Raw genomic sequence first — 24528 nt, 5'->3', positions numbered from 1 at the left:
CACATGAGCACCCGGTATCCGTTCACCGCCGTCGTCGGCATGGACGACCTGCGGCTCGCGCTGCTCCTGAACGCCGTCAGCCCCGCGGTGGGAGGGGTTCTGGTCCGGGGCGAGAAGGGCACCGCCAAGAGCACCGCGGTGCGCGCGCTCGCGGATCTGCTGCCCGAGGTGGCGGTCGTGCCGGGCTGCCGTTTCAGCTGCGACCCGGCCGCGCCCGACCCGCGGTGCCCGGACGGGCCGCACGAGAGCGGCCCCGGCGTCGCCCGTGCCGCCCGCATGGTGGAGCTTCCGGTGGGCGCCTCCGAGGACCGTCTGGTGGGCGCCCTCGACATCGAACGGGCGCTGGGCGAGGGCGTGAAGGCCTTCGAGCCGGGGCTGCTCGCGGACGCGCACCGCGGCATCCTGTACGTCGACGAGGTCAACCTGCTGCACGACCACCTCATCGACCTCCTCCTCGACGCCGCCGCGATGGGGTCCTCCTACGTCGAGCGCGAGGGCGTCTCGGTCCGGCACGCCGCGCGGTTCCTGCTGGTGGGCACGATGAACCCCGAAGAGGGCGAGCTGCGGCCGCAGTTGCTCGACCGCTTCGGCCTGACGGTCGAGGTCGCGGCCTCGCGCGAGCCGGCGCAGCGCGTCGAGGTGGTGCGGCGCCGTCTCGCCCACGACGACGACCCGGCCGCGTTCGCCGCACGCTGGGCGGACGAGGAGGGCGCGCTGCGTCAACGGGTCGTCGCGGCACGGGAGTTGCTCCCCTCGGTCGTGCTCGGGGACGCGGTGCTGCTCCAGATCGCGGCGACCTGCGCCGCGTTCGAGGTGGACGGCATGCGCGCCGACATCGTGATGGCGCGCACCGCCACGGCGCTCGCCGCGTGGGCGGGCCGCACGGACGTGACGAGCGACGACGTCCGCCAGGCCGCGCTGCTCGCGCTGCCGCACCGGCGCAGGCGCAACCCCTTCGACGCGCCGGGCCTCGACCAGGACAAGCTCGACGAGACCCTGGAGCAGTTCCGGGGCGAGGACGAGGGCGACGACGATCCGGACCCGGGCCCCGAGGGCCCCGGCGGCGGTGGCGGGGGCGGGGTGCCGCCGCAGGGCGACTCCCCCGAGAGCCCGGCCGAATCCCCCGAGGCACCCGACGCGTCGGAGCCGTCGGAGCCGGCCGGGTCCCCGGACTCCGCCGACGCGGTGGAGCCGCCCGCCTCCCCCGTCCCCAGCGGCCCCAAAGAGCGCGCCGCGGTGAAGTCCGCCGAGCCGTTCCGTACGAAGATGCTGAGCGTGCCCGGACTCGGCGAGGGCGCGGCCGGCCGGCGCTCGCGGGCCCGTACCGAGCATGGCAGGACCACCGGCTCGCGCCGCCCCCAAGGGGCCCTCACCAAGCTGCACTTGACGGCCACCGTGCAGGCGGCCGCCCCCCACCAGCGGGCGCGCGGGCGGGTGGGCCGCGGTCTCGTGGTGCGCCGCGACGATCTGCGCCAGGCGACCCGCGAGGGCCGCGAGGGCAACCTCGTGCTGTTCGTGGTGGACGCCTCGGGGTCGATGGCGGCCCGGCAGCGGATGAGCGCGGTCAAGGGCGCGGTGCTCTCGCTGCTGCTCGACGCCTATCAGCGCCGCGACAAGGTCGGCCTGATCACCTTCCGGGGCAAGGAGGCCGAGCTCGCGCTGCCGCCCACCTCGTCGGTGGACGCGGCCGCCGCCCGGCTCGAAACGCTGCCGACCGGCGGGCGCACCCCGCTCGCGGCGGGGCTCCTCAAGGCCCACGACGTGCTGCGGGTCGAGCGGTTGCGGGACCCCTCGCGCCGTCCGCTGCTCGTGGTCGTCACGGACGGCCGGGCCACGGGCGGCCCCGAGCCGGTGGCGCTCGCGGGGCGGGCCGCCCGGCTGCACGCCGCCGAGGGCACCGCGTCGGTGGTCGTGGACTGCGAGTCGGGCATGGTGCGGCTGGGGCTCGCGGGGGAGCTCGCACGTGAACTCGGCGGCAGCGCCGTCACGTTGGACGAGTTGCGGGCGGACTCCATCGCCGGCCTCGTCAAGGATGTCCAGGGAACTTCGAGGAGGGCCGCTTAATGCCGCAGGGACAGGTCAGTGTCGTACCCGAGGACGGTCTGACGACCCGTCAGCGACGCAACAGGCACCTGGTCATGGTGCACACCGGCGTCGGCAAGGGGAAGTCGACGGCCGCGTTCGGGATGGCCCTGCGCGCATGGAACCAGGGCTGGCCGGTCGGGGTGTTCCAGTTCGTGAAGTCGGCGAAGTGGAAGGTCGGCGAGGAGAACGCGCTGAAGGTGCTCGGGGCGTCCGGCGAGGGCGGCCCCGTCGACTGGCACAAGATGGGCGAGGGCTGGTCGTGGATCCAGCGCGAGACCGCCGAGGGCGAGCCGACCCACGAGGAGAAGGCCCGCGAGGGCTGGGAGCAGGTCAAGCGCGACCTGGCCGCCGAGACGTACAAGTTCTACGTCCTCGACGAGTTCGCCTATCTGCTGCACTGGGGCTGGGTCGACGTCGACGAGGTCGTCTCGGTGCTCCGCGACCGTCCGGGCACCCAGCACGTGGTGATCACCGGCCGCAACGCGCCCGAGGCGCTGGTGGAGTTCGCGGATCTGGTCACGGACATGTCCAAGGTCAAGCACCCGATGGACGCCGGCCAGAAGGGCCAGCGGGGCATCGAGTGGTAGCACGTCTCGTCATCGCCGCCCCGGCGTCGGGCAGCGGCAAGACCACCGTCACGACAGGCCTGATGGCCGCGTTCACGCGCGCCGGGCTCACCGTGTCCCCGCACAAGGTCGGCCCGGACTACATCGACCCCGGCTACCACTCCCTGGCGACCGGACGGCCCGGCCGCAACCTCGACGCGTACATGTGCGGGCCCGAGCTGATGGCCCCGCTGTTCGCGCACGGGGCCCGCGGCTGCGACCTCGCCGTGGTCGAGGGCGTGATGGGCCTGTACGACGGGGCGAGCGGCATGGGCGAACTCGCCTCCACCGCCCAGGTGGCCAAGCTGCTGCGCGCGCCGGTGGTGCTCGTCGTGGACGCCTCCTCGCAGTCGCGGTCGGTGGCCGCGCTGGTGCACGGCTTCGTGTCCTGGGACCCCGAGGTACGGGTCGGCGGGGTGATCCTCAACAAGGTCGGCTCGGACCGGCACGAGGCGCTGCTGCGTGAGGCGATGGAGGACGTGGGGGTTCCCGTCCTCGGCGCCCTGCGCCGCGCGCCCCAGGTGGACACGCCCTCGCGTCATCTGGGCCTGGTCCCGGTCGCGGAGCGCCGCACCGACGCGGTGGACGCGGTGGCGGCGATGGGGGAACAGGTGCGGCAGGGCTGTGATCTGGAGGGCCTGCTCGCCCTGGCCCGTACGGCGCCGCCGCTGGGGGTGGAGGCGTGGGAGCCGGGGTTCGGCCTCCCCCACCCCGCCCCCTCCCGAAAGTCCCCGGCGGACGCGTTGCCGGCCGCGGCCCGGCCCGCACGGGGCTCTGCCCCGGGCCCCGCTCCTCAAGCGCCGCAGGGGCGGGTTTCCGCCCGGCCCCTCGTCGCCGTCGCGGGGGGTTCCGCGTTCACCTTCTCCTACGCCGAGCACACCGAACTGCTCACCGCCGCCGGCGCGGAGGTGGTCACCTTCGACCCCCTCAGGGACGAGCAACTCCCGCCCGGGACAAGCGGGTTGGTGATAGGCGGCGGTTTCCCCGAGGTGTACGCCGCCGAGCTGTCCGCCAACGAACGGCTCCGCAAGGCCGTCGCCGAGCTCGCCCGCTCGGGGGCGCCGGTGGCCGCCGAGTGCGCGGGGCTGCTGTATCTGGCGCGCTCCCTCGACGGGCAGCCCATGTGCGGGGTGCTCGACGCGGACGCGCGGATGTCGGGCCGGCTCACCCTGGGCTACCGGGAGGCGGTGGCGGTGCGCGACAACAGCCTGGCCGTCGCGGGGACGAGACTGCGCGGCCACGAGTTCCACCGCACCGTCATCGAGCCGGGCGCGGGCGCCGACCCCGCCTGGGGCGTGGTGCACCCCGAGCGCCGCTTCGAGGGCTTCGTCCAGGACGGTGTGCACGCGAGCTATCTGCACACCCACTGGGCGGCCCGCCCGGAGGTGGCCCACCGGTTCGCCGGGGCCTGCGCGCGATGACGTACTCAGCCGGCGGCGCCCACCACCAGCCAGATGAACCCCACGCCCGCGACCGTGCACAGCAGCGTCGAGAGGGCGGGGTGCTCGTGGTGGGCCTCGGGGAGGATCTCGGCGGCGGCCAGGTACAGGAGCACGCCCCCGAAGAACCCCAGATAGCTGCCGAGCAGCTGCTCCGGAAGGGTGAACAGCAGGGTCGAGGCGGCGCCCACCATCGGCGCCAGCGCGTCGGCGAACAGCATCGCGAGCGCCTTGCGCTTCTCGTTCCCGTACAGACTGGTGATCGTGTACGTGTTGAAGCCGTCGGCGAAGTCGTGGGTGATGACGGCCAGGGCCACCGCGAGGCCCATTCCGGCGCCCACCTGGAAGGCCGCGCCGATCGCGACGCCGTCCATGAGGCTGTGCCCGACCATCGCCGAAGCGACGGTGACGCCGACCTGCGGCGCCCGGTGCTCGCCCGCCCCGTGGGCGGCCTGGCGCACGGCGAGCACCCGCTCGACGACATGCGCGAACAGGAAGCCGCCCACGAACAGGAGCAGGGCGCGGGGCACCCCGAAGAGGTCCTCGCCGGCCGCGTCCAGGGCCTCGGGCAGCAGGTCGAGCCCGACCACGCCGAGCATGAGTCCGCCCGCGAGCCCGAGCACCAGGTGGCGCCGGTCGGTGACCCGCTGGGCGGTCCAGCCGCCGACCAGGGTCATCAGGAACGCGCCGAGCGCGACGAATACCACCATGCGCCCTTGCTAACCGACGGGGCCCGTACTCCGCACGTCCACACCGGGGCCCGCCGCCGCCCCGGAGCGGCCTGAGAGGATTCCGTCATGGCCGACGACGCCGCCCGCAGCGCCCGGGACGCAGCCCCTCTCGTGGTGGGCGTCGGCGCCTCCCGGGGGGTCGCGGCGGAGGAGGTGCTCGCGCTGATCGAGACCGCCCTCGCGGACGCGGGCCTCGACGCTCCGGCCGTCGCCGAACTGGCCACCGTGGACACCAAGACGCGCGAGCCGGGGCTCCTCGGGGCAGCGGCCCGGCTCGGGGTGCCACTGGTCGGGTACCCGGCCGACGAGCTGGCCGCCGTCCCCGTGCCGCACGGCTCGCGCACGGCCCTCGCCGCGGTCGGCACTTCGTCCGTCGCGGAGGCCGCGGCCCTGGCGGGGGGCGGGGAACTGCTCGTGCCCAAGCGGAAGTCGAGCCCCGCGGGCCGTGCCGCCATGGCGACGTGTGCGATCGTACGTCGGTCCCACCTCCGGCCGTACGCCGACGAAGGCGACGGACCCCCCACCAGGAGCGAGGAAGCCATGCCCATCCCCACCACCGAGTCCCCCCACGACCTGCGCCACCACGGTGACGCCGAGGTCCGCGACCACGGCGGCGAGCTGACCGATCTCGCGGTCAACGTACGCACCGGCACTCCCCCCTCCTGGCTGCGCGAGCGGATCGCCGATTCGCTGACCTCCCTCGCCGCCTACCCGGACGGCCGCGCCGCGCGCGCGGCGGTGGCCGAGCGGCACGGACTGGCGCCGGAGCGGGTACTCCTGACGGCGGGCGCGGCCGAGGCGTTCGTGCTGCTCGCCCGCGCGCTGACGGTCCGTCACCCCGTGGTGGTGCACCCGCAGTTCACCGAGCCGGAGGCGGCGCTGCGCGATGCCGGGCACACGGTGCGGCGGGTTCTGCTGCGGGCCGAGGACGGCTTCCGGCTTGACCCCGCAGCCGTCCCCGAGGAGGCGGACCTGGTGGTGGTCGGCAACCCGACCAACCCCACGTCCGTCCTGCACCCGGCCGCTCTGCTGTCCCAACTCGCGCGCCCCGGGCGGACGTTGGTGGTGGACGAGGCGTTCATGGACGCGGTGCCGGGCGAGCGCGAGGCGCTGGCCGGCCGCACCGACCTGCCCGGCCTCGTCGTGCTGCGCAGCCTCACCAAGACGTGGGGTCTGGCGGGGCTGCGGATCGGCTATGTCCTGGCCGAGCCGGAGACGATCGCGACGCTCCAGGGCGCCCAGCCGCTGTGGCCGGTGTCGACTCCGGCCCTGGTCGCGGCGGGCGCCTGCATGGAGCCCCGGGCACTCGCGGAGGCCGAGGCGGCGGCGGTACGGGTCGCCGAGGACCGGGCCCATCTGCTCGCCGGGCTCGCGGAGTTCGAGGAGGTGCGCACGGTGGAGGCGGCCGAGGGGCCGTTCGTGCTGGTACGGATCGAGGGGGCGGACCGGGTACGGGAGCGGCTGCGTACGCTCGGGTTCGCGGCGCGGCGCGGCGACACGTTCCCTGGGCTCGGCCCCGAGTGGCTGCGGCTCGCGGTCCGCGACCGCACCACGACCAACCGCTTCCTCCAAGCCCTGGACCAGTCCCTGACCCTGACCCACCCCTGACCCCCCGCCCCCTGGGGCTGCGCCCCAGACCCCCTTCGCGCCTTAAGGGCGCTCGTCCTCAATTGCCGGACGGGCTGAAATGCCTCCATGCGGCCCAGCACCAGTACTACTGAGGGGCGCGAGGAACTGCGCGACCAGCCACGCACGGCCCGCAGACCGAAGGGCTTCAGGGGCGCGAGGAACTGCGCGAGAAGCGACCACGACCCGCGGACGAAAGCGGGTTTCAGGGGCGCGAGGAACTGCGCGAAAAGCGACCACGGCCCGCAGGATCGAGAGGGGTTGGGGGCGCGGGGAACGGCGCAGAGAAGGCACCCCGGGGGTGGCCGGCCCACCCCCAGCACCCAGAACCCCTACCCCCGCCCACCCCTCACGCGACCCCGGGTCAGCACAACCACCCCCGCCCCACCCACCAGCACCGCCGCCCCACCCACAAGCCAGGCCGTGACCGAACCCCCACCCGTCTCGGCCAGTTCGGAGTCGCCCGCGTTCCGCGCAGCGATCCCGCTCGCCACGGGCGCCTTCTCGGGGCGGGCCGCGACCCCGCTCGGCCGAGGCGCCTCCGGCGCCGCCGGCGCCCGGCAGGTCGCCTCGGCGAGCGTGACCTCTCCCTCGACCTGGGCGACGTTGAGATGGAGCGGGTTCACCGAGACCTTGAGCCGCAGCGCGACCGCCGCCGCGGTGCGCGAGGTGGTCGTGGCCCGCGACAGGTCGAGGGTGACCTCGCCGACCCCGGGCACCCGCACCCGCGTGGTGCCGCCCGTGGACACGGTGACCTTCTTGCCGAGTACCGTCACCGCGCCCAGCACATTGGACTGGGCGACGGGCGCGCGGCCCGCCTCGCAGACCGCGCTGGAGGTCACCTCGCCGACCTCGATGAGCGAGAGCAGCGGAAGGCCGGGCAGGTGCAGCCGGGCGTGGACCAGCCGGGCCGAGGACTCCGCCTTCCGCGCGTCGGCGCTCGCCCGCGCGGTGGCGACGTCCGCCTTCAGTACGTTGACGGGCTGACCGCCGCCGACACCGTCCAGCTTCACGGTCAGCGCGGTCTTCTCTGCCCCGGCGGGCGCCGAGACCTCGTTGAGCGTGGCCTTCAACGGCACGTCGAGGGCCTTGTCGAGGAGGGAGACGTCGAGCCCGGTGCGCAGCACCACGGCCCCCGCCCGGCCGCCCCCGTCCCCCTCGGCGCCGGTGGAACCGGCGGCGTGCGCGGGCGCGGCGAGCAGCAGCGGCCCGGCGGTGAGCGCCGCGCAGGCCGCGATCGCGGCGGACCGGCGCGCGAGGGGACCGTGCGCGGGCAGGCGGAAGTTGTCGCTGTTCAAGATGGTGGAACCCCCACGGGAGACATGGCAGTCCGGGCGCCCGCCACGGGGACTCGTGGGACTCCTGCGAATCGAGGGGCGCACCGGCGACTTGGGACACCGCATCTTTACGCACTGAGAGTGAACTGACCGTCACACGAAGCGAGTTCACCCCAAGGGGTGGTTTCCGCTCCCCTATTCGATTCCCCGACCACCCCCACCCCCTCCGTCACCCCCACCACAGCGCCCACGCCCCAACGCCGCCCCACCACCCCGGCGTACGCGTGAAGGTCTTCAACGACCCGCCCCCGCCGAACGTAACGGGCGGTCAACTCAGGGCGTTTCACGCAGGAGCGAGATCAGGTGATCCAGGACGGCTCCGTCGCTCGTGCGCAGGCCGTCGTGCTGGTAGGCGTCGGTGATCCAGGGCCTCAGTCCGCGGATGGCTCCGGCGGTACCGATCGAGAGGTCCCGGTCGAGGTACATGTCGTCGTGGTAGATGGCGGCGGCGACGGGGACGGTGTTGGCGCCCAGGCGCTCGATGTCGTAGAGGGCGGGCCAGGTCGAGCGTTCGGCGAGCAGGTGGGCGGCCCGGTGGAAGGGGCGCAACGCCGGGTCGGTGTCGAACATCCAGGGGTAGATCATCTCGCCGGTGAACAGGACGGGCTCGCCCGAGTCGAGGGCCGTGAGGGCGTCGAAGGCCGGGAACTCGGCCCGGACGCGCTGGGCCGACCACCGCGTGGCGCCTTCCCCCTGCGCGTAGGTCGCCTCGTGCAGCACGGAGTACAGCGGCCCGCCGGCGATCGCGGACAGTTCTCGGTCGACCTCGGCCAGGAAGGCGTCCGAGGGCTCGGTACCGCCGGTGAAGGGGTCTTCGAGGAGATAGTGCAGCCGATGGCCGCCGTCGTCGCTGCCGAGAAGGTTGCCCAGGGACTGGAAGGCCTCGACGGTCAGGGGGCGGCCACTCGGCAGGACGACCCGGTGGTCCCTCAGGTACCGGGCGACGTCACGGGCCCGGTCGCCGTCGTCCGGGAAGCGGTCGACGTGCTCGGCGTTCTTCTCGGCCACCCGGGGGTACAGCGCGCGGTAGACCTCGTCGGCCCCGGCGCGCACCCCGGGCAGCCCCCCGGTGATGAACGCCTCGGCCATGCCCTGGGGAGCGAAGGAGAGGTAGGTGACCGTGCACAGGCCTCCGAAGCTCTGCCCCAGCACACTCCACGGCCGGTCCCCGATGAGCGTGCGGCGCATCATCTCGGCGTCCCGCACGATCGCATCGGCACGGAAGTGCGCCAGGTACTCCGCCTGGGCCCGCGGAGCGCGGACCTGGGCCAGGAAGCGACGGTCGACCGGGGTGGACCTGCCGGTGCCGCGCTGGTCGAGGAGGAGCACCCGGTAGTCCCGCACGGCCCGGCGCAGCCAGCCTTCTCGGCCGAGTGGTCGAGGGGCGGCCGCGCCGGGGCCACCTCCCAGGAACAACAGCCAGGGGAGGTTCTCGGCCGCCTTCCCGGCGTGGCGCGCCTCGCGCGCGTACACCAGGATCCGCCGTCCGTCCGGCCGGTCGTGATCAAGGGGCAGGGCGAAGGTGTGGTCGGTGAACACGATGCCGTACCGGCTCGTTGTCGTCATGGTGCCGCCTCCCGAGTCGGGCCGTGGACGAGAGGATGACGAGAGGATGAGGAAAGGCGCGCCATGTGCCCGGCCTCTCCAACTCCCTTGCCGGGGATGCTGATTGGCTCGCCCCGGCTCACGATGCGGCGCCGAGGTCTGCTTGCGGGGGCTCGAGGACGGCCTCAACTTCTGCCGGCATCGGCCGAGTTGGCCCCCTCACCCCACCACCCGCCCCCGCAGCACGACACGGCTGGGGGTCGCGAGGACGCGGACGTCCGTACGGGGGTCCTGGTCGTAGAGGACCAGGTCGGCGGGGGCGCCCTCCTCCAGGGCGGGGCGGCCCAGCCAGGCGCGGGCCCCCCAGGTCGTCGCGGAGAGCGCGTCGAGCGCGGGGATGCCCGCCGTGACCAGTTCGGCGACCTCGGCGGCGACCAGGCCGTGGGCGAGGGAGCCTCCCGCGTCGGTGCCGACGAAGACCGGTACGCCCGCGTCGTAGGCCGAGCGCACCGTGTCGTAGCGGCGCGCGTGCAACCGCCGCATATGGGCGGCCCATTGGGGGAACTTCGCCTCGCCGCCGTCGGCCATGTGCGGGAACGTGGCGATGTTGACCAGGGTCGGCACGATCGCGACGCCGCGCTCGGCGAAGAGCGGGATGGTGTCCTCGGTCAGGCCGGTGGCGTGCTCGATGCAGTCGATGCCCGCCTCGACCAGGTCCCTGAGCGAGTCCTCGGCGAAGCAGTGCGCGGTGACCCGGGCGCCGAGCCGGTGGGCCTCGGCGATGGCGGCCTCGACCTCGCCGCGCGGCCAGCAGGCGGCGAGGTCGCCGGCGTCCCGGTCGATCCAGTCGCCGACCAGCTTGACCCAGCCGTCCCCGCGCCGCGCCTCCCGCGCGACGTAGGCCACGAGGTCACCGGGCTCGATCTCGTGGGCGTAGTTGCGGATGTAGCGCCGGGTGCGCGCGATGTGGCGGCCCGCCCTGATGATCTTCGGCAGGTCCTCGCGGTCGTCGATCCAGCGGGTGTCGGAGGGCGAGCCCGCGTCCCGGATCAGCAGGGTGCCGGCCTCGCGGTCGGTCAGGGCCTGCTTCTCGCTCACCTCGTCGGGCACCGGCCCGTGCTGGTCGAGGCCCACATGGCAGTGCGCGTCGACGAGGCCCGGCAGCGCCCAGCCGGTCAGGGTGAGGGCCTCGCCCGGGGGTCGCTCGTAGGTGATCCGCCCGTCGACCGCCCACAGTTCGTCCCGTACGTCCTCGGGCCCGGCGAGGACGCGCCCCTTCACATGCAGCACCATGCGATCGCTCATGGTCAGCACTGTACGAGGCGCTGGGTAGTCTCCCTCCAGAGGATCGAACACCGGACTCGAACCCCGGCCCGAGCCTCCCCACGACCCCCGAGCCGACCGAAGAAGGCACCCCCGTGACACACCCGCTCCTGGACCTGGCCCCGCTGACCGCCGACCACTTCGCGGCGATCGAGCGACGGGTGGCCGCTCTGCTCGCCACCGGTCAGGACGTGGTGATCATGCAGGGCGAGGCGCTGCTCCCCCTGGAGGGCTGCATCCGGGGCGCGGCGCACCCCGGCTCGACCGCGCTCAACGTCGTGACCGGCCCCTATGGGCAGACCTTCGGCAACTGGCTGCGCGACTGCGGGGCGCGTGTGGTCGATCTGGAGGTGCCCTTCCACACCGCGGTCACCGCCGAGCAGATCGATCGTGCGCTCACCGATCACCCGGAGATCGATTTCGTTTCGCTCGTTCACGCGGAGGCGGCGACCGGCAACACGAACCCGGTCGCGGAGATCGGCGAGGTGGTGCGCCGGCACGGCGCCCTGTTCATGCTGGACGCGGTCGCCTCGGTGGCCGCCGAGCCGCTCCGGCCGGACGACTGGGGCGTGGACCTGTGTGTGATCGGCGCGCAGAAGGCGATGGGCGGCCCGGCCGGCGTCTCGGCCGTCTCGGTGAGCGCCCGCGCCTGGGAGCGCATCGCCGCCAACCCGAACGCGCCGCGCCGCTCCTACCTCTCGCTCCTCGACTGGAAGCAGCGCTGGATCGACGGCGGCCGCAAGGCCCTGCTGCACGCGCCCGCCCAGCTGGAGATGCTGGCCCTGGAGGCGTGTGTGGAGCGCATCGAGTCCGAGGGACTGGAGGCCGTGATGGCCCGGCACGCCTCGGCCGCGGCGGCGACCCGGGCGGGCGCCCTCGCGCTCGGCGGCGGGCTCGCGCCGTATGTCCACAAGGCGGCGGACGCGGCCCCGGTCGCCACGACGCTGCGCGTCCCCGAGGGCGTGGACGCCGGTGAGCTGGTCGCCGCGGCGCTCGCGGCCGATCCCTCGCTGCCGCTGATCGCCGGCGGCGGGGCGCTGGCCTCGACCATGATCCGGGTCAACCACTACGGGGTGGACGCCACGCGCGGCGCCGTCCAGTCCTCGCTCGCGGCGCTGGGGGCGGCGCTCGGCGAGCGCGGGATCGCGGTGGACCTCGAAGCTGCCCGCAAGGCCGTTTCCGAAACCTGGTGACACCTTTTCCGCGATCCTCCGACGCGTAAAGCACAAGCGACGCACAACTGACGCACAACTGAATTCCACAAACCGTTCCACAAAACGGGAAGCTGCTTATCCACCGCAGCTTCCCGTTTTCTTCTGCCCCCACTTGCCGAACTCAAACATATGGGTTTCGGCAAGGTTCCCGGGCGGTCACAAGGGTGTGATCGACTCCACAACCCCGCCCTTTTGTCCGGTAATTACCGGACAAACCGGTTCGCGCGCATGCTCGCGTGATAACACGAACGACCTCTGCGCACACCCCCTGACGGGAATGCGATTTCAATTTCCGATCGGTAAATTCCCTCGGCATGACCGCCGCGCAAACAGCAGTCCGTATCGAAAACCCACGAGTGGAGGACGGAGCCGCGATCTGGCGTATCGCCCGTGACTCCGAGGTGCTCGACCTCAACTCCTCGTACAGCTATCTGCTCTGGTGCCGCGACTTCGCCAGGACGTCCGTGGTGGCCCGGGACGACGACGGCGCGCCCATCGCGTTCATCACCGGCTACGTACGGCCGGACCGCCCGGGCACCCTCGTCGTGTGGCAGGTCGCCGTCGACCACGCCCACCGGGGCCAGGGGCTCGCGGGGCTGCTGCTCGAAGCGCTGACCGCGAAGGTGTCCACCTCGCACGGGGTGACCTGGCTGGAGACGACGGTCTCGCCGGACAACACCCCCTCCGACCGCCTCTTCGCGTCCTACGCCAAGCGGCGCGGCGCCGCCCTCGACCGTGAGCTCCTCTTCGACGCGGGCCTCTTCCCCGACGACGGCCACCAGCCCGAAGTCCTCTACCGAATCGGCCCCCTCCACCCCCAGGGAGAATCGCTGTGACCATCACCCCGCCCGCCCTCAGTGTCTTCGAGTCGCTCGAATCGGAGGTACGCAGCTACTGCCGCGGCTGGCCCGCCGTGTTCGACCGCGCGCAGGGTGCCCGTCTCACCGACGAGGACGGCCACAGCTACCTGGACTTCTTCGCCGGAGCCGGCTCACTCAACTACGGCCACAACAACCCGGTCCTGAAACGGGCGTTGCTCGACTACATCGAGCGGGACGGCATCACCCACGGCCTCGACATGGCGACCACCGCGAAACGGGCGTTCCTCGAGACGTTCCAGAACGTGATCCTGCGCCCGCGCGACCTGCCGTACAAGGTGATGTTCCCCGGCCCGACCGGCACCAACGCCGTCGAGTCCGCGCTGAAGCTGGCCCGCAAGGTGAAGGGCCGCGAGTCGATCGTGTCCTTCACCAACGCCTTCCACGGCATGTCGCTCGGCTCGCTCGCGGTGACCGGCAACGCCTTCAAGCGGGCCGGCGCCGGCATTCCGCTGGTGCACGGCACGCCGATGCCGTTCGACAACTACCTCGACGGCCGGGTGCCCGACTTCCTGTGGTTCGAGCGGCTCCTGGAGGACCAGGGCTCCGGCCTCAACAAGCCGGCCGCCGTGATCGTGGAGACCGTGCAGGGCGAGGGCGGCATCAACGTGGCCCGGCCCGAGTGGCTGCGCGCGCTCGCCGACCTGTGCCGGCGCCGCGACATGCTGCTGATCGTCGACGACATCCAGATGGGCTGCGGCCGCACCGGCGCCTTCTTCTCGTTCGAGGAGGCGGGCATCGTGCCGGACATCGTCACCGTCTCCAAGTCGATCAGCGGCTACGGCCTGCCGATGTCGCTGTGCCTGTTCAAGGGCGAGCTCGACGTGTGGGAGCCCGGCGAGCACAACGGCACCTTCCGCGGCAACAACCCGGCGTTCGTCACCGCGACCGCGGCGCTCGACGCGTACTGGGCCGACGGCCAGATGGAGAAGCACACCCTGGCCCGCGGCGAGCAGGTCGAGCAGGCGCTGCTCGCGCTCTGCACCGAACACAGCCGGCTCGGCGCGAGCTACCGGGGCCGAGGTCTGGTGTGGGGTCTGGAGTTCGCCGACGCGGCGCGCGCCTCCGAGGTCTGCGCCCGCGCCTTCGAGCTGGGGCTGCTCCTGGAGACCTCCGGCCCCAAGAGCGAGGTCGTCAAGCTGCTTCCGCCGCTGACCATCACGCCGGACGAGCTGGACGAGGGGCTGCGCTCGCTGGCCCGCGCGGTCGCCGCGACGGTCTGACCCGTCCGCCCCACCGGCGTCCGCAGAACCGACCGACGTACACAGAAAGGCAGCAACTCACCGTGATTGTCCGCTCGTTCAAGGACATCGAGAACACCGACCGCCATGTGAAGGCCGCCTCCGGCACCTGGGAGAGCAAGCGGATCGTCCTCGCGAAGGAGAAGGTCGGCTTCTCGCTGCACGAGACCGTCCTGTACGCGGGCACCGAGACCTCCATGTGGTACGCCAACCACATCGAGGCCGTGCTGTGCACCGAGGGCGAGGCCGAGCTCACCAACGAGGAGACCGGCGAGACCCACTGGATCGAGCCGGGCACCATGTACCTCCTGGACGGCCACGAGCGCCACACCCTGCGCCCCAAGACCGACTTCCGCTGTGTCTGCGTCTTCAACCCGCCCGTCACCGGACGGGAGGACCACGACGAGAACGGCGTCTACCCCCTGCTGACCGAACCCGAGGAGGGCTGACCATGACCATCCAGGATCTCTACCCCACGCGTGGCTCCGCCGAGGTGATCACCCCCCGCCAGGACCCGGTCGTCTGGGGACCGTCCGAAGGGCTCGAATCGTTCGAGCAGGACGGCTTCCTCTCGATCCAGGATCTGCTGTCGGACGACGAAGTGGCGCTCTACCGCTCGGAACTTGAGCGATTGATCACCGATCCCGCCATTCGTGCCGATGAGCGGTCGATCATCGAGCCGACGTCCCAGTCCGTGCGTTCGGTCTTCGAGGTACACCGGATCAGTGAGGTGTTCGCGCGCCTGGTGCGCGACGAGCGCGTGGTGGGCATGGCACGCCGCATCCTCGGCTCGGACGTGTATGTCCATCAGTCCCGGATCAATGTGAAGCCCGGCTTCGGCGCCTCCGGCTTCTACTGGCACTCGGACTTCGAGACGTGGCACGCCGAGGACGGCCTGCCGAACATGCGGACGGTCTCGGTCTCGATCGCGCTGACCGAGAACCACGACACCAACGGCGGCCTGATGATCATGCCCGGCTCGCACCGGGACTTCCTCGGCTGCGAGGGCGCCACACCCAAGGACAACTACAAGAAGTCCTTGCAGATGCAGGACGCGGGAACGCCGTCCGACGAGGCGCTCACCAAGATGGCCGACCGCCACGGCATCAAGTTGTTCACGGGCCGGGCCGGCTCGGCGACCTGGTTCGACTGCAACGCGATGCACGGCTCCGGGGACAACATCACCCCGTTCCCGCGCAGCAACGTGTTCATCGTCTTCAACAGCGTGGAGAACACCGCGGTGGAGCCCTTCGCCGCGCCGATCCGCCGCCCGGAGTTCATCGGGGCGAGGGACTTCACGCCCGTGCGGTGAACGACCTCCAGGCCGGGGGTCCGGGGAAGGCGTCCCCGGACCCCCGGCCTGGGGGCCGTCTCGGCGCCGTCCCCGCCCGTCGCTCCCCATGGACCGATCCATGAAGATCCGTCCACAGAGATCGTTGGTACGGTCCCTCCATGTCCATGGTCGATGAACCTTCCCGAACTCCCGTCACCGCCGCCGACGTCGAGCACGCGGTACGGCTGTCCGTCACCGCGCTGCGGGCCGGGCTCGCCGCGGACTGGAGCGTGCCGGCCGGTTCGCTGGAGTGGGACTGCTGGGAGACGGTGGAACACCTCTCGGACGACCTCTTCGCCTACGCCGTGCAGCTCGGCCCCGCCCAGCCCCCGCTGGACGGCGAGGTGCCGTACCTGTGGGAGGCCAAGCGGCCCGGCGGCCCCCGCAACGCGGTGCACGCCGACCGCGCGGCCGGGCCGGCCGGCCTCCTCCAGACGCTGGAGGCGAGCGGCGCCCTGCTCACCGCGATGGTGCGCACCACCTCGCCCGAGGTACGCGCCTACCACGGCTTCGGCGTCTCGGACCCCGAGGGCTTCGGCGCGATGGGCATCGTGGAGACCCTGCTGCACACCCATGACGTGGCCGAGGGCCTCGGCCTCGTCTGGGCCCCTCCGGCCGGGCTCTGCGACCGGGTGCTGGCCCGGCTCTTCCGTGACGTACCGGACGACCAGGACCGCTGGCAGGTGCTGCTGTGGGCCTCCGGCCGTGCGGACCTGCCCGGCCGGCCCCGTCCGGACTCGTGGCGCTGGTACGGCGAGCCGGTCAGCGCGGGCGCGGCCACATCCTGAGCGGCCCCGCCGGGGTGCCGCACGCAGGGCCGTGACCAGCGGATTTCACGCGTCGAGCGCGGGGTAGTCGAGGTAGCCGCGGTCGTCGCCGCCGAAGAACGTCGCCGGGTCGGCCGCGTTGAAGGGGCCGCCCGCCCTGAGCCGCGCGGGCAGGTCCGGGTTGGCGAGGAAGAGGACGCCGTAGGAGATGAGGTCGGCGGTGCCGTCCTCGATCAGGGCGAGCGCCTCGGGGCCCGTCGGACCTTCGGTGGCGGCGTTCAGGATGAGCGTCCCCGAGAACGACTTGCGCAGTTCGAGGGTCAACTCCCGCTGTTCCGGGGCGGTTTCGAGGAGGTGGAGGTAGGCGAGGCCGAGCGGTTCGAGGGCGGCGACGAGCGCGGTGTACGCCGCCCGCGGCTCGGGCTCGTCGATGTCGTTGTACGGGTTGCCGGGCGAGAGGCGGATCGCGGTGCGCTCGGGTCCGATCGCGGCGGCGACCGCCCGGGTCACCTCGACGGCGAAGCGGATGCGGCCTTCGACGGATCCGCCCCAACGGTCGTCGCGCACATTGGAGTTGGGCGCGAGGAACTGGTGGATGAGGTAGCCGTTGGCGCCGTGCAGCTCGACCCCGTCGAAGCCCGCCTCGATCGCGTTGCGCGCGGCGGTGACGTACTCGCCGATGGTGACGAGGATCTGGTCCTCGCTCAGGGCCTGCGGCGTGATGAACGGCTTCGGGCCCTCGTGGGTGTAGACCTGGCCCACGGCGGCCACCGCGGACGGGGCCACGTTGACGAGGCCGTCGGGCAGCAGATCGGGGTGGCCGATCCGGCCCGCGTGCATGAGCTGGGCGAAGATCCGGCCACCCTTGGCGTGCACGGCGTCGGTGACCTTGCGCCATGCCGCGACCTGCTCGGCGCTGTGCAGTCCGGGGGTGTCGGGGTAGCCCTGGCCGACCGGGGAGGGCTGGACGCCCTCGGTGATGACGAGCCCGGCGGAGGCGCGCTGGGCGTAGTACTCGGCCGTCGACGCGGTGGGCGAGTTCCCCGGGCCGTGGGCGCGGCTGCGGGTCATCGGCGCCAGCGCGATGCGGTTGGCGAGCCGGGTGCCGGCCAGGTCGATCGGGTCGAAAGCGGTGGTCACAACGGCCTCCAGGGAGACGGGCAGGGCAACGGAACAGCAATATGTGGTCGACCAAGTATTGGCGCCGGATGCCACTGTAACCCATTGCTTGGCCGACCAAGGTAATCTTGTCGGCATGACCTCCGACGACCCCGCCTGTACCGCGTACCCCCACCTGCCGAGCGCCGCCCGCGGCGGCCCGTTCAGCCATGCGGTCTCCCGGGTGGCCCGGCTGCACCGCATCGCCGCGGGCAGGCAGCTGCGCGCCGCCGGGCTCTACCCGGGGCAGGAGCTGCTGATGATGTACCTGTGGGACGCGGGGGCGACGCGCCAGTCCGAGCTGATCAAGCTGCTCGGACTCGACCCGTCGACGGTCACCAAGATGCTCCAGCGCCTGGAACAGGCCGGCTATGTGCGGCGCGCCCCGGATCCCGGGGACCGCCGCGCCTCGCTCGTCGAGCCCACCGATGACGGCTGCGTACTCCACGAACGGGTGCGGGACGCCTGGACGGAGCTGGAGGAGCAGACCCTGGCCGGCCTCGATGAGGGTGAACGGGCCGAGCTGGCACGGCTGTTGGGCAAGGTGGAGGCCAACCTGTGCCGGTCGGCCGGCGACGAGGCGGGCTGCGGGGAGTGACCCGGCCGGGGGCCTTGCCCCCCCCGGCCGCACTCCGCCGCCGGACCCGGGGCCGCGTCTCCCCCGCCCCCACTCCGCCGTCAGCGGGCGGGCAGCAGCTCCAGAAGCCGGTCCACGTCCTCGGCCGAGCTGTACAGATGGAAGGCCGCCCGCAGGTTGCCGGCGCGGTTCGACAACTCGACGCCCGCGCCGCTCAGTTCCTCCTGCCGGTGGCCTAGGCCGGGCACCGAGACGATCGCCGACCCGGGCGCGGCCACCGGCTCGTACCCGAGCGGGACGAGACCGGCACGGAAGCGGTCGGCGAGCGCGGTGTTGTGCGCGTGGATACGTTCGATGCCGAGCTCCTCGACGAGTGCCAGCGAGTGCCGGGCTCCGGTGTACGAGAACAGGGCGGGGCTCTCGTCGAACCGCCGCGCGGAGTGGGCGAGTTCATCGATCGGGCCGTAGCAGGAGTCCCAGGGGCGCTCGCCCGCGACCCAGCCCGCGAAGATCGCGTTCAGGCCGCCGAGGTCGTCGGGGACGGTCAGGAAGGCGACGCCGCGCGGGGTGGTGAGCCACTTGAAGCCGACGGCCACGGTGTAGTCGTACGCCCCCGCGTCGAGGGGGTACCAGCCCGCCCCCTGGGACACGTCGACCAGGGTCCGGGCGCCGTGGGCGCGGGCGGCCTCGCGGATCGCGGCGAGGTCGGCGATCCGGCCGTCGGCGGACTGGACCGCGCTGACCGCGACCAGCGCGGTGCCCGGGCGCACCGCCTCGGCCAGGCGCTCCAGCGGAGTGGTGCGCACCTTCAGGTCCTGGCGCATGTGGAAGGGGTTCACCACGGAGCTGAAGTCGGCCTCCGCGAGCAGGACTTCGGCGCCTTCGGGCAGGGAGGCGGCGACGAGCCCGGTGTAGACGGCGACGGACGCGCCGGCCGCCACGCGCCGCTCGGGGACGCCGACGATCCGGGCGTAGGCGGCGCGGGCCGCCTCCACGTCGGCGAACATGTCGGTGGGGCGGCCCGCGGCCGAGGCGGCCACGGCCTCACCCATGGCGGTCACGGCGCGGGCGGGGAGCAGCCCGGTGCTCGCGGTGTTGAGATAGGTGGTCTGCGGCGCGAACTCGCCGCGTGCGAGGGAGTCCAGTTCCATGGCTCCACCCTGAATCCCCGCCATCCCCAAGTCAATTGGGCAAAATTGACCGATATCCCCAAGCGATCCTTATGTGTCGGGGTGCGTCGGGGTGCGGACCGAAAGGGATCGGGCTCAGCGCGGAACCTCGCACCCTTCCGGCCCGCAGGCCTCCGCATCGCCCTCGATCGTCCTCAGGGCCGGGGTCTGCGCCTGCCAGGCCTGTTCGAGGGCGCGGGTGAAGACCTCGGCGGGCTGGCCGCCGGAGATGCCGTACGTGCGGTCGAGCACGAAGAACGGGACGGCGTTCGCACCGAGCTCGGCCGCCTCGCGCTCGTCGGCGCGCACCGCGTCGGCATAGGCGTCCTCATCGGCGAGCACCGCACGCACCTCCGCCTCGTCCAGACCCGCCCGGACCGCGATCTCGGCCAGGACCTCGGCGTCGAAGACGGAACGCTCCTCGGCGAAGTTGGCCCGGTAGGCGAGGTCGAGCAGCTCGCTCTGGCGGCCGCGCGCCTTGGCCAGGTGCAGCAGCCGGTGGATGTCGAAGGTGTTGCCGTGGTCGCGGCCGTCGGCGAGATAGCCCAGCCCCTCGGCGTGCGCGTTGGAGGCGACGTTGGCCTCCATCTGCCGGGCCTCCTCCAGGGTGCGCCCGTACTTCTCGGCCAGCATCGGGATCACCGGGCCGACATCGCCCTTGGGCCGGTTCGGGTCGAGCTCGAAGGAGCGGTGCACCACCTCGACGTCATCGCGGTGGGCGAACTCGGCCAGGCCCTTCTCGAACCGGGCCTTGCCGATGTAGCACCACGGGCAGGCGATGTCGCTCCAGATCTCGACGCGCATGTCACTTCTCTCAGTTTGTTGAACCCTGTACCTCCCCGACAACACGGACACGCGGTGCGCCATTCCCGGGTGCCGCCCCCTCACGCCACCGTGGGGAGCCTGCTGAAGGCGGACCGGTAGGCGGTCGGGGTGAGGCCGGTGCGGCGGACCAGATGGGCGCGGAGGGAGTCCGCGCTGCCCAGGCCGCTCGCTTCGGCGATCCGGTCCATGGGGAGAGTGGTCGTCTCCAGGAGTTCCTTGGCGCGCTCCACGCGCTGGTGCAGCAGCCACTGGAGCGGGCTCACCCCGCTCTCGGCGTGGAAGCGGCGGGTCAGGGTGCGCACGCTCACGCCCGCGTGCCGGGCCAGGTCGGTCAGGGTGAGCGGCTTGTCGAGGTTGCGCATCGCCCAGCCCCGGGTGTCCGCGCAGGCCATCCCGCGCTCCGCGGGCAGCGGGGTCTGGGTGAACTGGGTCTGGCCCCCCGGCCGGACCGGTGCGACCAGTGCCTGGCGGGCCACGGCGTTCGCGGCGGCCGCGCCGTAGTCGCCGCGGATGATGTGCAGGCACAGATCGATTCCGGCCGCGTATCCGGAGGAGGTCATGACATTGCCGTCCTGGACGTACAGGACATCGCCCTTGAGATCGAGCGCCGGGTAACGCCTGCGCAGTTCCTCGGCCAGTTCCCAGTAGGTGGTGGCGCTGCGCCCGTCGAGCAGCCCCGCCTCGGCGAGCACGAACGCGCCGCTGCAGATGGAGGCGATCCGTACACCCCGGGCGGCGGCCGCCTCCACCGCGGCCACCGTGCGCGGATCGGGCTCGTAGCGCCGGCCGGTCCCCGCGACCAGGACCGTGTCGGCGCCCTCCACCGCGTCCAGACCCCGGGCCACGTACAGGTCGAGTCCTCCGGTCGTGGCGACCGGGCCGGGCTCGGGGGTGCACACGACCACCTCGTACGCCGGTCGCCCGTCGACCTCGACCTTGCCGAAGAGCAGCTCGGGGATGGCGAGGTTGAACAGGGAGACGGGCGAGGGCGCGATCACGGCGACCCGGTGCGACGGCATGGCCAGAACCTCCGGACGTATGGCATTCGGGCCACTACTGTACGCGCCGGGCGCCCGCCAGGCTGGGGGCATGGCACCGAACACCTCCCTCCAAACCCCGCCCACCGAGCGCCGGTTGACCCCCAGGCCTCCGCGCGGCTCCTCCGCCCTCACCCTGGCGGCCGCCCTGCTCGGCTTCGCCCTGATCACCCTGGACGCCTCCGTGGTGAACGTGGCACTGCCCGCGATCGGCGGTGACCTCGGCGGTGGCATGTCCGGCCTCCAGTGGGTGGTGGACGCCTACACGCTGGCCTTCGCCGCGCTGATGCTGTCGACCGGCGCCTTCGCCGACCGGGTCGGCTCGGCTCGGGCGTACGCGCTCGGCACGATCGTGTTCACCCTGGCCTCGGCGGCCTGCGGCCTCGCCCCGACCCTCGGGGTACTGACCGGCGCGCGAGTCCTCCAGGGCGTGGCGGCCGCGGTGGTACTGCCCGCCTCGCTCGCCCTGGTACGCCAGGCCTACCCGGATCCGCAACGCAGGGCCAGGGCGGTCGCGCTGTGGGCGGCCGGGGGCTCGGTGGCCGTGGCGCTCGGCCCGGTCGCGGGCGGCGCGCTGACCACGCTGTGGGGGTGGCGGGGGATCTTCTTCATCAACCTGCCGCTCGGGCTCGCGGCGCTCATCCTCACCGCCCGCGCCCCGCGCGCCGGGCGCCGGCCCGCACCGCTGGATCTGCCCGGTCAGCTCGCGGCCGCCGTGGCGCTCGCCGCGCTCGCCTTCACCGTGATCGAGGACGGCCCGGTACGGATCGTGGCGGGCCTGCTCGCACCGGCGGCCGGGGTCGCGTTCTGGTGGATCGAGCGCCGTGCCGCGCACCCCGTGGTGCCGCTCGGCCTGTTCCGCGGCCGGACCGTGGCCGTCGCCCTGGGCGCGGGGGCCTCGGCCAGCGTGGCGTTCTACGGCGTGATCTTCGTCTTCAGCCTCTACTTCCAGCGAGTGCGCGGCGAGTCCGCGCTGATGGCTGGGCTGATGTTCCTGCCGATGACCGCGCTGATCCCGGTCATGAACGTGCTGTCGGGGAAGCTGTCGAACCGCTTCGGGCCGCGTGTGCCGATGCTGATCGGTCAACTCATCGCACTGGGCGGCCTGTTGGTGCTGCTGCTCGCCGACGAGCGGACTCCCACGCTGCTCGCCGCGTTCCTGCTGATCCCGCTCGCGCTCGGCTGCGGGCTCTCGGTGCCCGCGCTGACCGCCGCCATGATGGAGGCGCTGCCGCAGGAGCGGGCGGGGCTCGCGGCGGGGGTGCTCAACGCCGGGCGGCAGGTCGCGGGGGCGCTCAGCATCGCGGTGTTCGGGGCGCTGGTGGGGGGTGGGGTGGGGTTCGTGCGCGGTCTGCGCCTGAGTCTGCTGATCGCGGCGGGGCTGTTCGTCCTCTCGGCCCTCTCCACGGCGAGGCTCCGCCGGGCGTGAGGTCCCTGCCTCGGGGGTGGCCGCCGCCCCCCTGGGGCTCCGCCCCAGACCCCGGGGGGGGTTTCCCACCCACCCGCCCGTGCACCGGGGTTGGTTGGTTCCGGCCCCCCTGGGGCTCCGCCCCAGACCCCGGGCACCTTTGCCCACCCACCCGCCCGTAGGCGCAGGGTTGGTTGGTTCCGGCCCTCCTGGGGCTCCGCCCCAGACCCCGTATCGCGCCTTAAGGGCGCTCGTCCTCAAACGCCGGACGGGCTGAGGTGTCCCGTACGGGCCCGCACCGAGCAGTTAAGGGGCGCGGGGAACTGCGCGACCAGCCACACACGACCCGCAGATGGCCAGGGGTTTTGGGAGCGCGGGCAACTCCGCGAGCAAGCGACCACGGCCCGCGGACGACCGGGGGTTTAGGGGCGCGGGGAACTGCGCGAGACGCGACCACTACCCGCGGACGACCGGGAGTTCAGGGGCGCGGGGAACTGCGCAAGCCGTCCATGCGAGAGGGCGGACGCACGGTCACCCCGAACCCCCCGCCCGCAGGGAAGCGCCCGCACCGTCACCCCCGAACCCCCTCCCCGCAAGGAAGCACCCGCCCAGTCACCCCAGAACCCCGTTCACCCGACGCGGCAACCCCAGCGGATTGTCGTCGCGCAGCTCCGGAGGGAGCAGGGCCTGGGGGGTGGACTGGTAGGTGACCGGGCGCAGCCAGCGTTCCACGGCGGTGGCGCCGACCGAGGTCGAGGTGGAGGTGGTCGCGGGGTAGGGGCCGCCGTGGTGCTGGGCGGGGGCGACGGCGACACCGGTGGGCCAGCCGTCGACGAGGACCCGGCCCGCCAAGTGGCTCAATTCCGCCAGGAGTTGGGCTCCCGAACCCTCGCCCCGCGCCTCGGCGGTGGAGAGCTGGAGGGTCGCGGTGAGGTTGCCCGGCAGGCGGGAGAGCACCGCGCCGATCTCCGACTCGTCCGCGTACCGGGCGACGACGGTGACCGGTCCGAAGCACTCCTCCAGGAGGAGGTCGTGTGCGCCCTCCTCGGCGAGCAGCGACGCCGGTACGGTCAGGAAGCCGCCGCTCACCGTGTGCTCGCCGCCCGCGCCGGGCGTGACCGGGGCCTCGACCCCGGGCAGTGCGGCCCGTTCGGTGACCCCGGCGACGAACGCGTCGCGCATGCGGTGGTCGAGCATGACCCCGGCGTCGGTGTCGCTGACGGCGGCGGTGAGGGCCTTGAGCAGGGCGTCGCCCGCCTCACCCAGCGGGGCGAGCACGAAGCCGGGCTTGGTGCAGAACTGGCCGACCCCCATGGTCATCGAGGCGCCGAGCCCGGCCCCGATCTGCTGCCCCCGCTCCTCGGCGGCGGCGGCTGTCACCACGACGGGGTTGAGGGAGCCGAGCTCGCCGTGGAAGGGGATGGGCGCGGGGCGCGCGGCCGCCGCGTCGAACAGGGCACGCCCGCCGCGCACCGAGCCGGTGAATCCCGCGGCCGACACCAGCGGGTGGCGTACGAGCTCGACGCCCGCGGTGAAGCCGTGCACCAGCACGACGACGTCCTCGGGGAGGCCGGCCTGGGCCGCCGCGCGGCGCAGGAGCGAGACGCACAGCTCGGAGGTGGCCGGGTGGTCGGGGTGCGCCTTGACGACGACCGGGCAGCCGGCCGCGAGCGCGCTCGCGGTGTCGCCGCCGGGGACGGAGAAGGCGAGCGGGAAGTTGGAGGCCGCGTAGACGGCGACGACCCCGAGCGGGACCTTGATCCGCCGGAGGTCGGGCCACGGCGGCATCCGGGACGCGTCGGCGTGGTCGATCCGTATGTCGAGGAAGGCCCCCTCCTCGACGGCTTCCGCGAACGCCCTCAACTGGGCGCTGGTCCGCGCCAGTTCGCCGGTGAGGCGGACGGGGCCGAGCGCCGTCTCGGCGTCGGCGGCCTCCACCACGTGCTCGGCGGAGGCGTCCAGGAGGTCGGCCGCGGTCCTCAGCAGGACGGCGCGTACGCTCAGGTCGGCCAGCGCCCCGCGAGTGGCCCAGGCGGCCCGGACCGCCTGGTCGACCTCTTCGGGCGTGGCTTCGACCGCAACCTCTTCACGCGGCTTCCCCGTACGGGGGTCGACACTCCAGACTGGTGCTGCTGCGCTCACCGCGTTGTCCTTCCACTGCCCGGTCCGCTCCTGCCACCCACCAGGACTTGTTCGGTATTCTGAACAGAGTTCCCGATGCTGAATATGC

The 24528-nt window shown here is 72.9% G+C and carries 21 protein-coding genes; 12 read left to right on the top strand and 9 right to left on the bottom strand.

Annotated elements, in window-relative coordinates:
- Nucleotides 1–3 precede the first annotated feature (3 nt).
- Genes N4G70_RS05670 through N4G70_RS05660 form a run of 3 tightly spaced genes read left to right on the top strand, consistent with a single transcriptional unit; the run spans nucleotide 4 to nucleotide 4111 of the window.
- Nucleotides 4–2064, top strand: a complete 2061-nt coding sequence (locus N4G70_RS05670) for a putative cobaltochelatase (RefSeq protein ID WP_261711245.1) — start codon at nucleotides 4–6, stop codon at nucleotides 2062–2064.
- Entirely contained in the window at nucleotides 2064–2672 is a 609-nt protein-coding gene (gene cobO, locus N4G70_RS05665; RefSeq protein ID WP_261711244.1) for a cob(I)yrinic acid a,c-diamide adenosyltransferase, read from the top strand. Before N4G70_RS05670 ends, cobO begins: the two co-directional genes overlap by 1 nt.
- Entirely contained in the window at nucleotides 2666–4111 is a 1446-nt protein-coding gene (locus N4G70_RS05660) for a cobyrinate a,c-diamide synthase (RefSeq protein WP_261711243.1), read from the top strand. Before cobO ends, N4G70_RS05660 begins: the two co-directional genes overlap by 7 nt.
- Nucleotides 4112–4116: 5 nt before the next feature.
- Here the strand turns inward: N4G70_RS05660 and N4G70_RS05655 are convergent, their stop codons facing one another.
- A complete protein-coding gene (locus tag N4G70_RS05655; protein WP_261711242.1) occupies nucleotides 4117–4839 on the bottom strand; it encodes a ZIP family metal transporter in 723 nt (240 codons plus the stop codon).
- An 87-nt stretch (nucleotides 4840–4926) separates the two neighbouring features.
- Between N4G70_RS05655 and cobC the strand changes: the two genes are divergently transcribed.
- A complete protein-coding gene (cobC, locus tag N4G70_RS05650; protein ID WP_261711241.1) occupies nucleotides 4927–6468 on the top strand; it encodes an Rv2231c family pyridoxal phosphate-dependent protein CobC in 1542 nt (513 codons plus the stop codon).
- Nucleotides 6469–6818: 350 nt separating this feature from the next.
- Here the strand turns inward: cobC and N4G70_RS05645 are convergent, their stop codons facing one another.
- From N4G70_RS05645 to N4G70_RS05635, 3 genes are all read right to left on the bottom strand, one after another.
- Nucleotides 6819–7784 (bottom strand): SCO1860 family LAETG-anchored protein, encoded by a 966-nt coding sequence (locus tag N4G70_RS05645; RefSeq protein ID WP_261711240.1) that lies wholly within the window; start codon nucleotides 7782–7784, stop codon nucleotides 6819–6821.
- Nucleotides 7785–8096: 312 nt separating this feature from the next.
- A complete protein-coding gene (locus N4G70_RS05640; protein WP_261711239.1) occupies nucleotides 8097–9389 on the bottom strand; it encodes an alpha/beta hydrolase in 1293 nt (430 codons plus the stop codon).
- Between the two features lie 198 nt (nucleotides 9390–9587).
- Nucleotides 9588–10673 (bottom strand): amidohydrolase family protein, encoded by a 1086-nt coding sequence (locus tag N4G70_RS05635; protein ID WP_261711238.1) that lies wholly within the window; start codon nucleotides 10671–10673, stop codon nucleotides 9588–9590.
- Between the two features lie 113 nt (nucleotides 10674–10786).
- Between N4G70_RS05635 and N4G70_RS05630 the strand changes: the two genes are divergently transcribed.
- From N4G70_RS05630 to N4G70_RS05605, 6 genes are all read left to right on the top strand, one after another.
- Nucleotides 10787–11884, top strand: coding sequence for an alanine--glyoxylate aminotransferase family protein (locus N4G70_RS05630; RefSeq protein WP_261711237.1), 1098 nt, complete (start codon nucleotides 10787–10789; stop codon nucleotides 11882–11884).
- A gap of 377 nt (nucleotides 11885–12261) precedes the next feature.
- Nucleotides 12262–12741 (top strand): diaminobutyrate acetyltransferase, encoded by a 480-nt coding sequence (gene ectA / locus N4G70_RS05625; protein WP_261711389.1) that lies wholly within the window; start codon nucleotides 12262–12264, stop codon nucleotides 12739–12741.
- On the top strand, nucleotides 12738–14006 hold the full coding sequence (ectB, locus tag N4G70_RS05620) for a diaminobutyrate--2-oxoglutarate transaminase (RefSeq protein WP_261711236.1): 1269 nt from the start codon (nucleotides 12738–12740) through the stop codon (nucleotides 14004–14006). The genes ectA and ectB overlap by 4 nt, the downstream gene beginning before the upstream one ends.
- A 62-nt stretch (nucleotides 14007–14068) precedes the next feature.
- On the top strand, nucleotides 14069–14473 hold the full coding sequence (locus tag N4G70_RS05615) for an ectoine synthase (RefSeq protein WP_120724569.1): 405 nt from the start codon (nucleotides 14069–14071) through the stop codon (nucleotides 14471–14473).
- A 2-nt stretch (nucleotides 14474–14475) separates the two neighbouring features.
- Complete coding sequence (thpD, locus tag N4G70_RS05610; protein WP_261711235.1) at nucleotides 14476–15336, top strand: ectoine hydroxylase; 861 nt, start codon at nucleotides 14476–14478, stop codon at nucleotides 15334–15336.
- Nucleotides 15337–15476: 140 nt separating this feature from the next.
- On the top strand, nucleotides 15477–16145 hold the full coding sequence (locus tag N4G70_RS05605; protein WP_261711234.1) for a hypothetical protein: 669 nt from the start codon (nucleotides 15477–15479) through the stop codon (nucleotides 16143–16145).
- 45 nt (nucleotides 16146–16190) lie between these two features.
- Here N4G70_RS05605 and N4G70_RS05600 read toward each other — a convergent pair whose 3' ends face one another.
- The gene (locus tag N4G70_RS05600; protein ID WP_261711233.1) at nucleotides 16191–17264 is read right to left on the bottom strand and encodes an alkene reductase; all 1074 of its coding nucleotides are present in this window, start codon (nucleotides 17262–17264) and stop codon (nucleotides 16191–16193) included.
- Nucleotides 17265–17379: 115 nt separating this feature from the next.
- Between N4G70_RS05600 and N4G70_RS05595 the strand changes: the two genes are divergently transcribed.
- Nucleotides 17380–17880: a MarR family winged helix-turn-helix transcriptional regulator gene (locus tag N4G70_RS05595; protein ID WP_261711232.1), complete on the top strand. Its 501-nt coding sequence runs from the start codon at nucleotides 17380–17382 to the stop codon at nucleotides 17878–17880.
- A gap of 80 nt (nucleotides 17881–17960) precedes the next feature.
- Here the strand turns inward: N4G70_RS05595 and N4G70_RS05590 are convergent, their stop codons facing one another.
- From N4G70_RS05590 to N4G70_RS05580, 3 genes are all read right to left on the bottom strand, one after another.
- Nucleotides 17961–19010, bottom strand: coding sequence for an aminotransferase class V-fold PLP-dependent enzyme (locus N4G70_RS05590; protein WP_261711231.1), 1050 nt, complete (start codon nucleotides 19008–19010; stop codon nucleotides 17961–17963).
- A gap of 114 nt (nucleotides 19011–19124) precedes the next feature.
- The gene (locus N4G70_RS05585; RefSeq protein WP_261711230.1) at nucleotides 19125–19832 is read right to left on the bottom strand and encodes a DsbA family oxidoreductase; all 708 of its coding nucleotides are present in this window, start codon (nucleotides 19830–19832) and stop codon (nucleotides 19125–19127) included.
- Between the two features lie 80 nt (nucleotides 19833–19912).
- Nucleotides 19913–20872: a GlxA family transcriptional regulator gene (locus N4G70_RS05580; protein ID WP_261711229.1), complete on the bottom strand. Its 960-nt coding sequence runs from the start codon at nucleotides 20870–20872 to the stop codon at nucleotides 19913–19915.
- 70 nt (nucleotides 20873–20942) lie between these two features.
- On the opposite strand from N4G70_RS05580, the gene N4G70_RS05575 reads away from it, so the two are divergent.
- Nucleotides 20943–22319 carry an MFS transporter gene (locus tag N4G70_RS05575; protein WP_261711228.1) on the top strand — a complete coding sequence of 459 codons (1377 nt, stop codon included), beginning with the start codon at nucleotides 20943–20945 and terminating at the stop codon, nucleotides 22317–22319.
- A 591-nt stretch (nucleotides 22320–22910) separates the two neighbouring features.
- On the opposite strand, the gene N4G70_RS05570 is transcribed toward N4G70_RS05575, so the two are convergent.
- Nucleotides 22911–24440 carry an aldehyde dehydrogenase (NADP(+)) gene (locus N4G70_RS05570; RefSeq protein WP_261711227.1) on the bottom strand — a complete coding sequence of 510 codons (1530 nt, stop codon included), beginning with the start codon at nucleotides 24438–24440 and terminating at the stop codon, nucleotides 22911–22913.
- Nucleotides 24441–24528 lie beyond the last annotated feature (88 nt).

This window comes from Streptomyces sp. ASQP_92, from assembly GCF_025399895.1.
In the GTDB taxonomy this organism is placed as follows: Bacteria; Actinomycetota; Actinomycetes; order Streptomycetales; family Streptomycetaceae; genus Streptomyces.
This window is presented reverse-complemented; position numbering and strand designations above follow the sequence as displayed.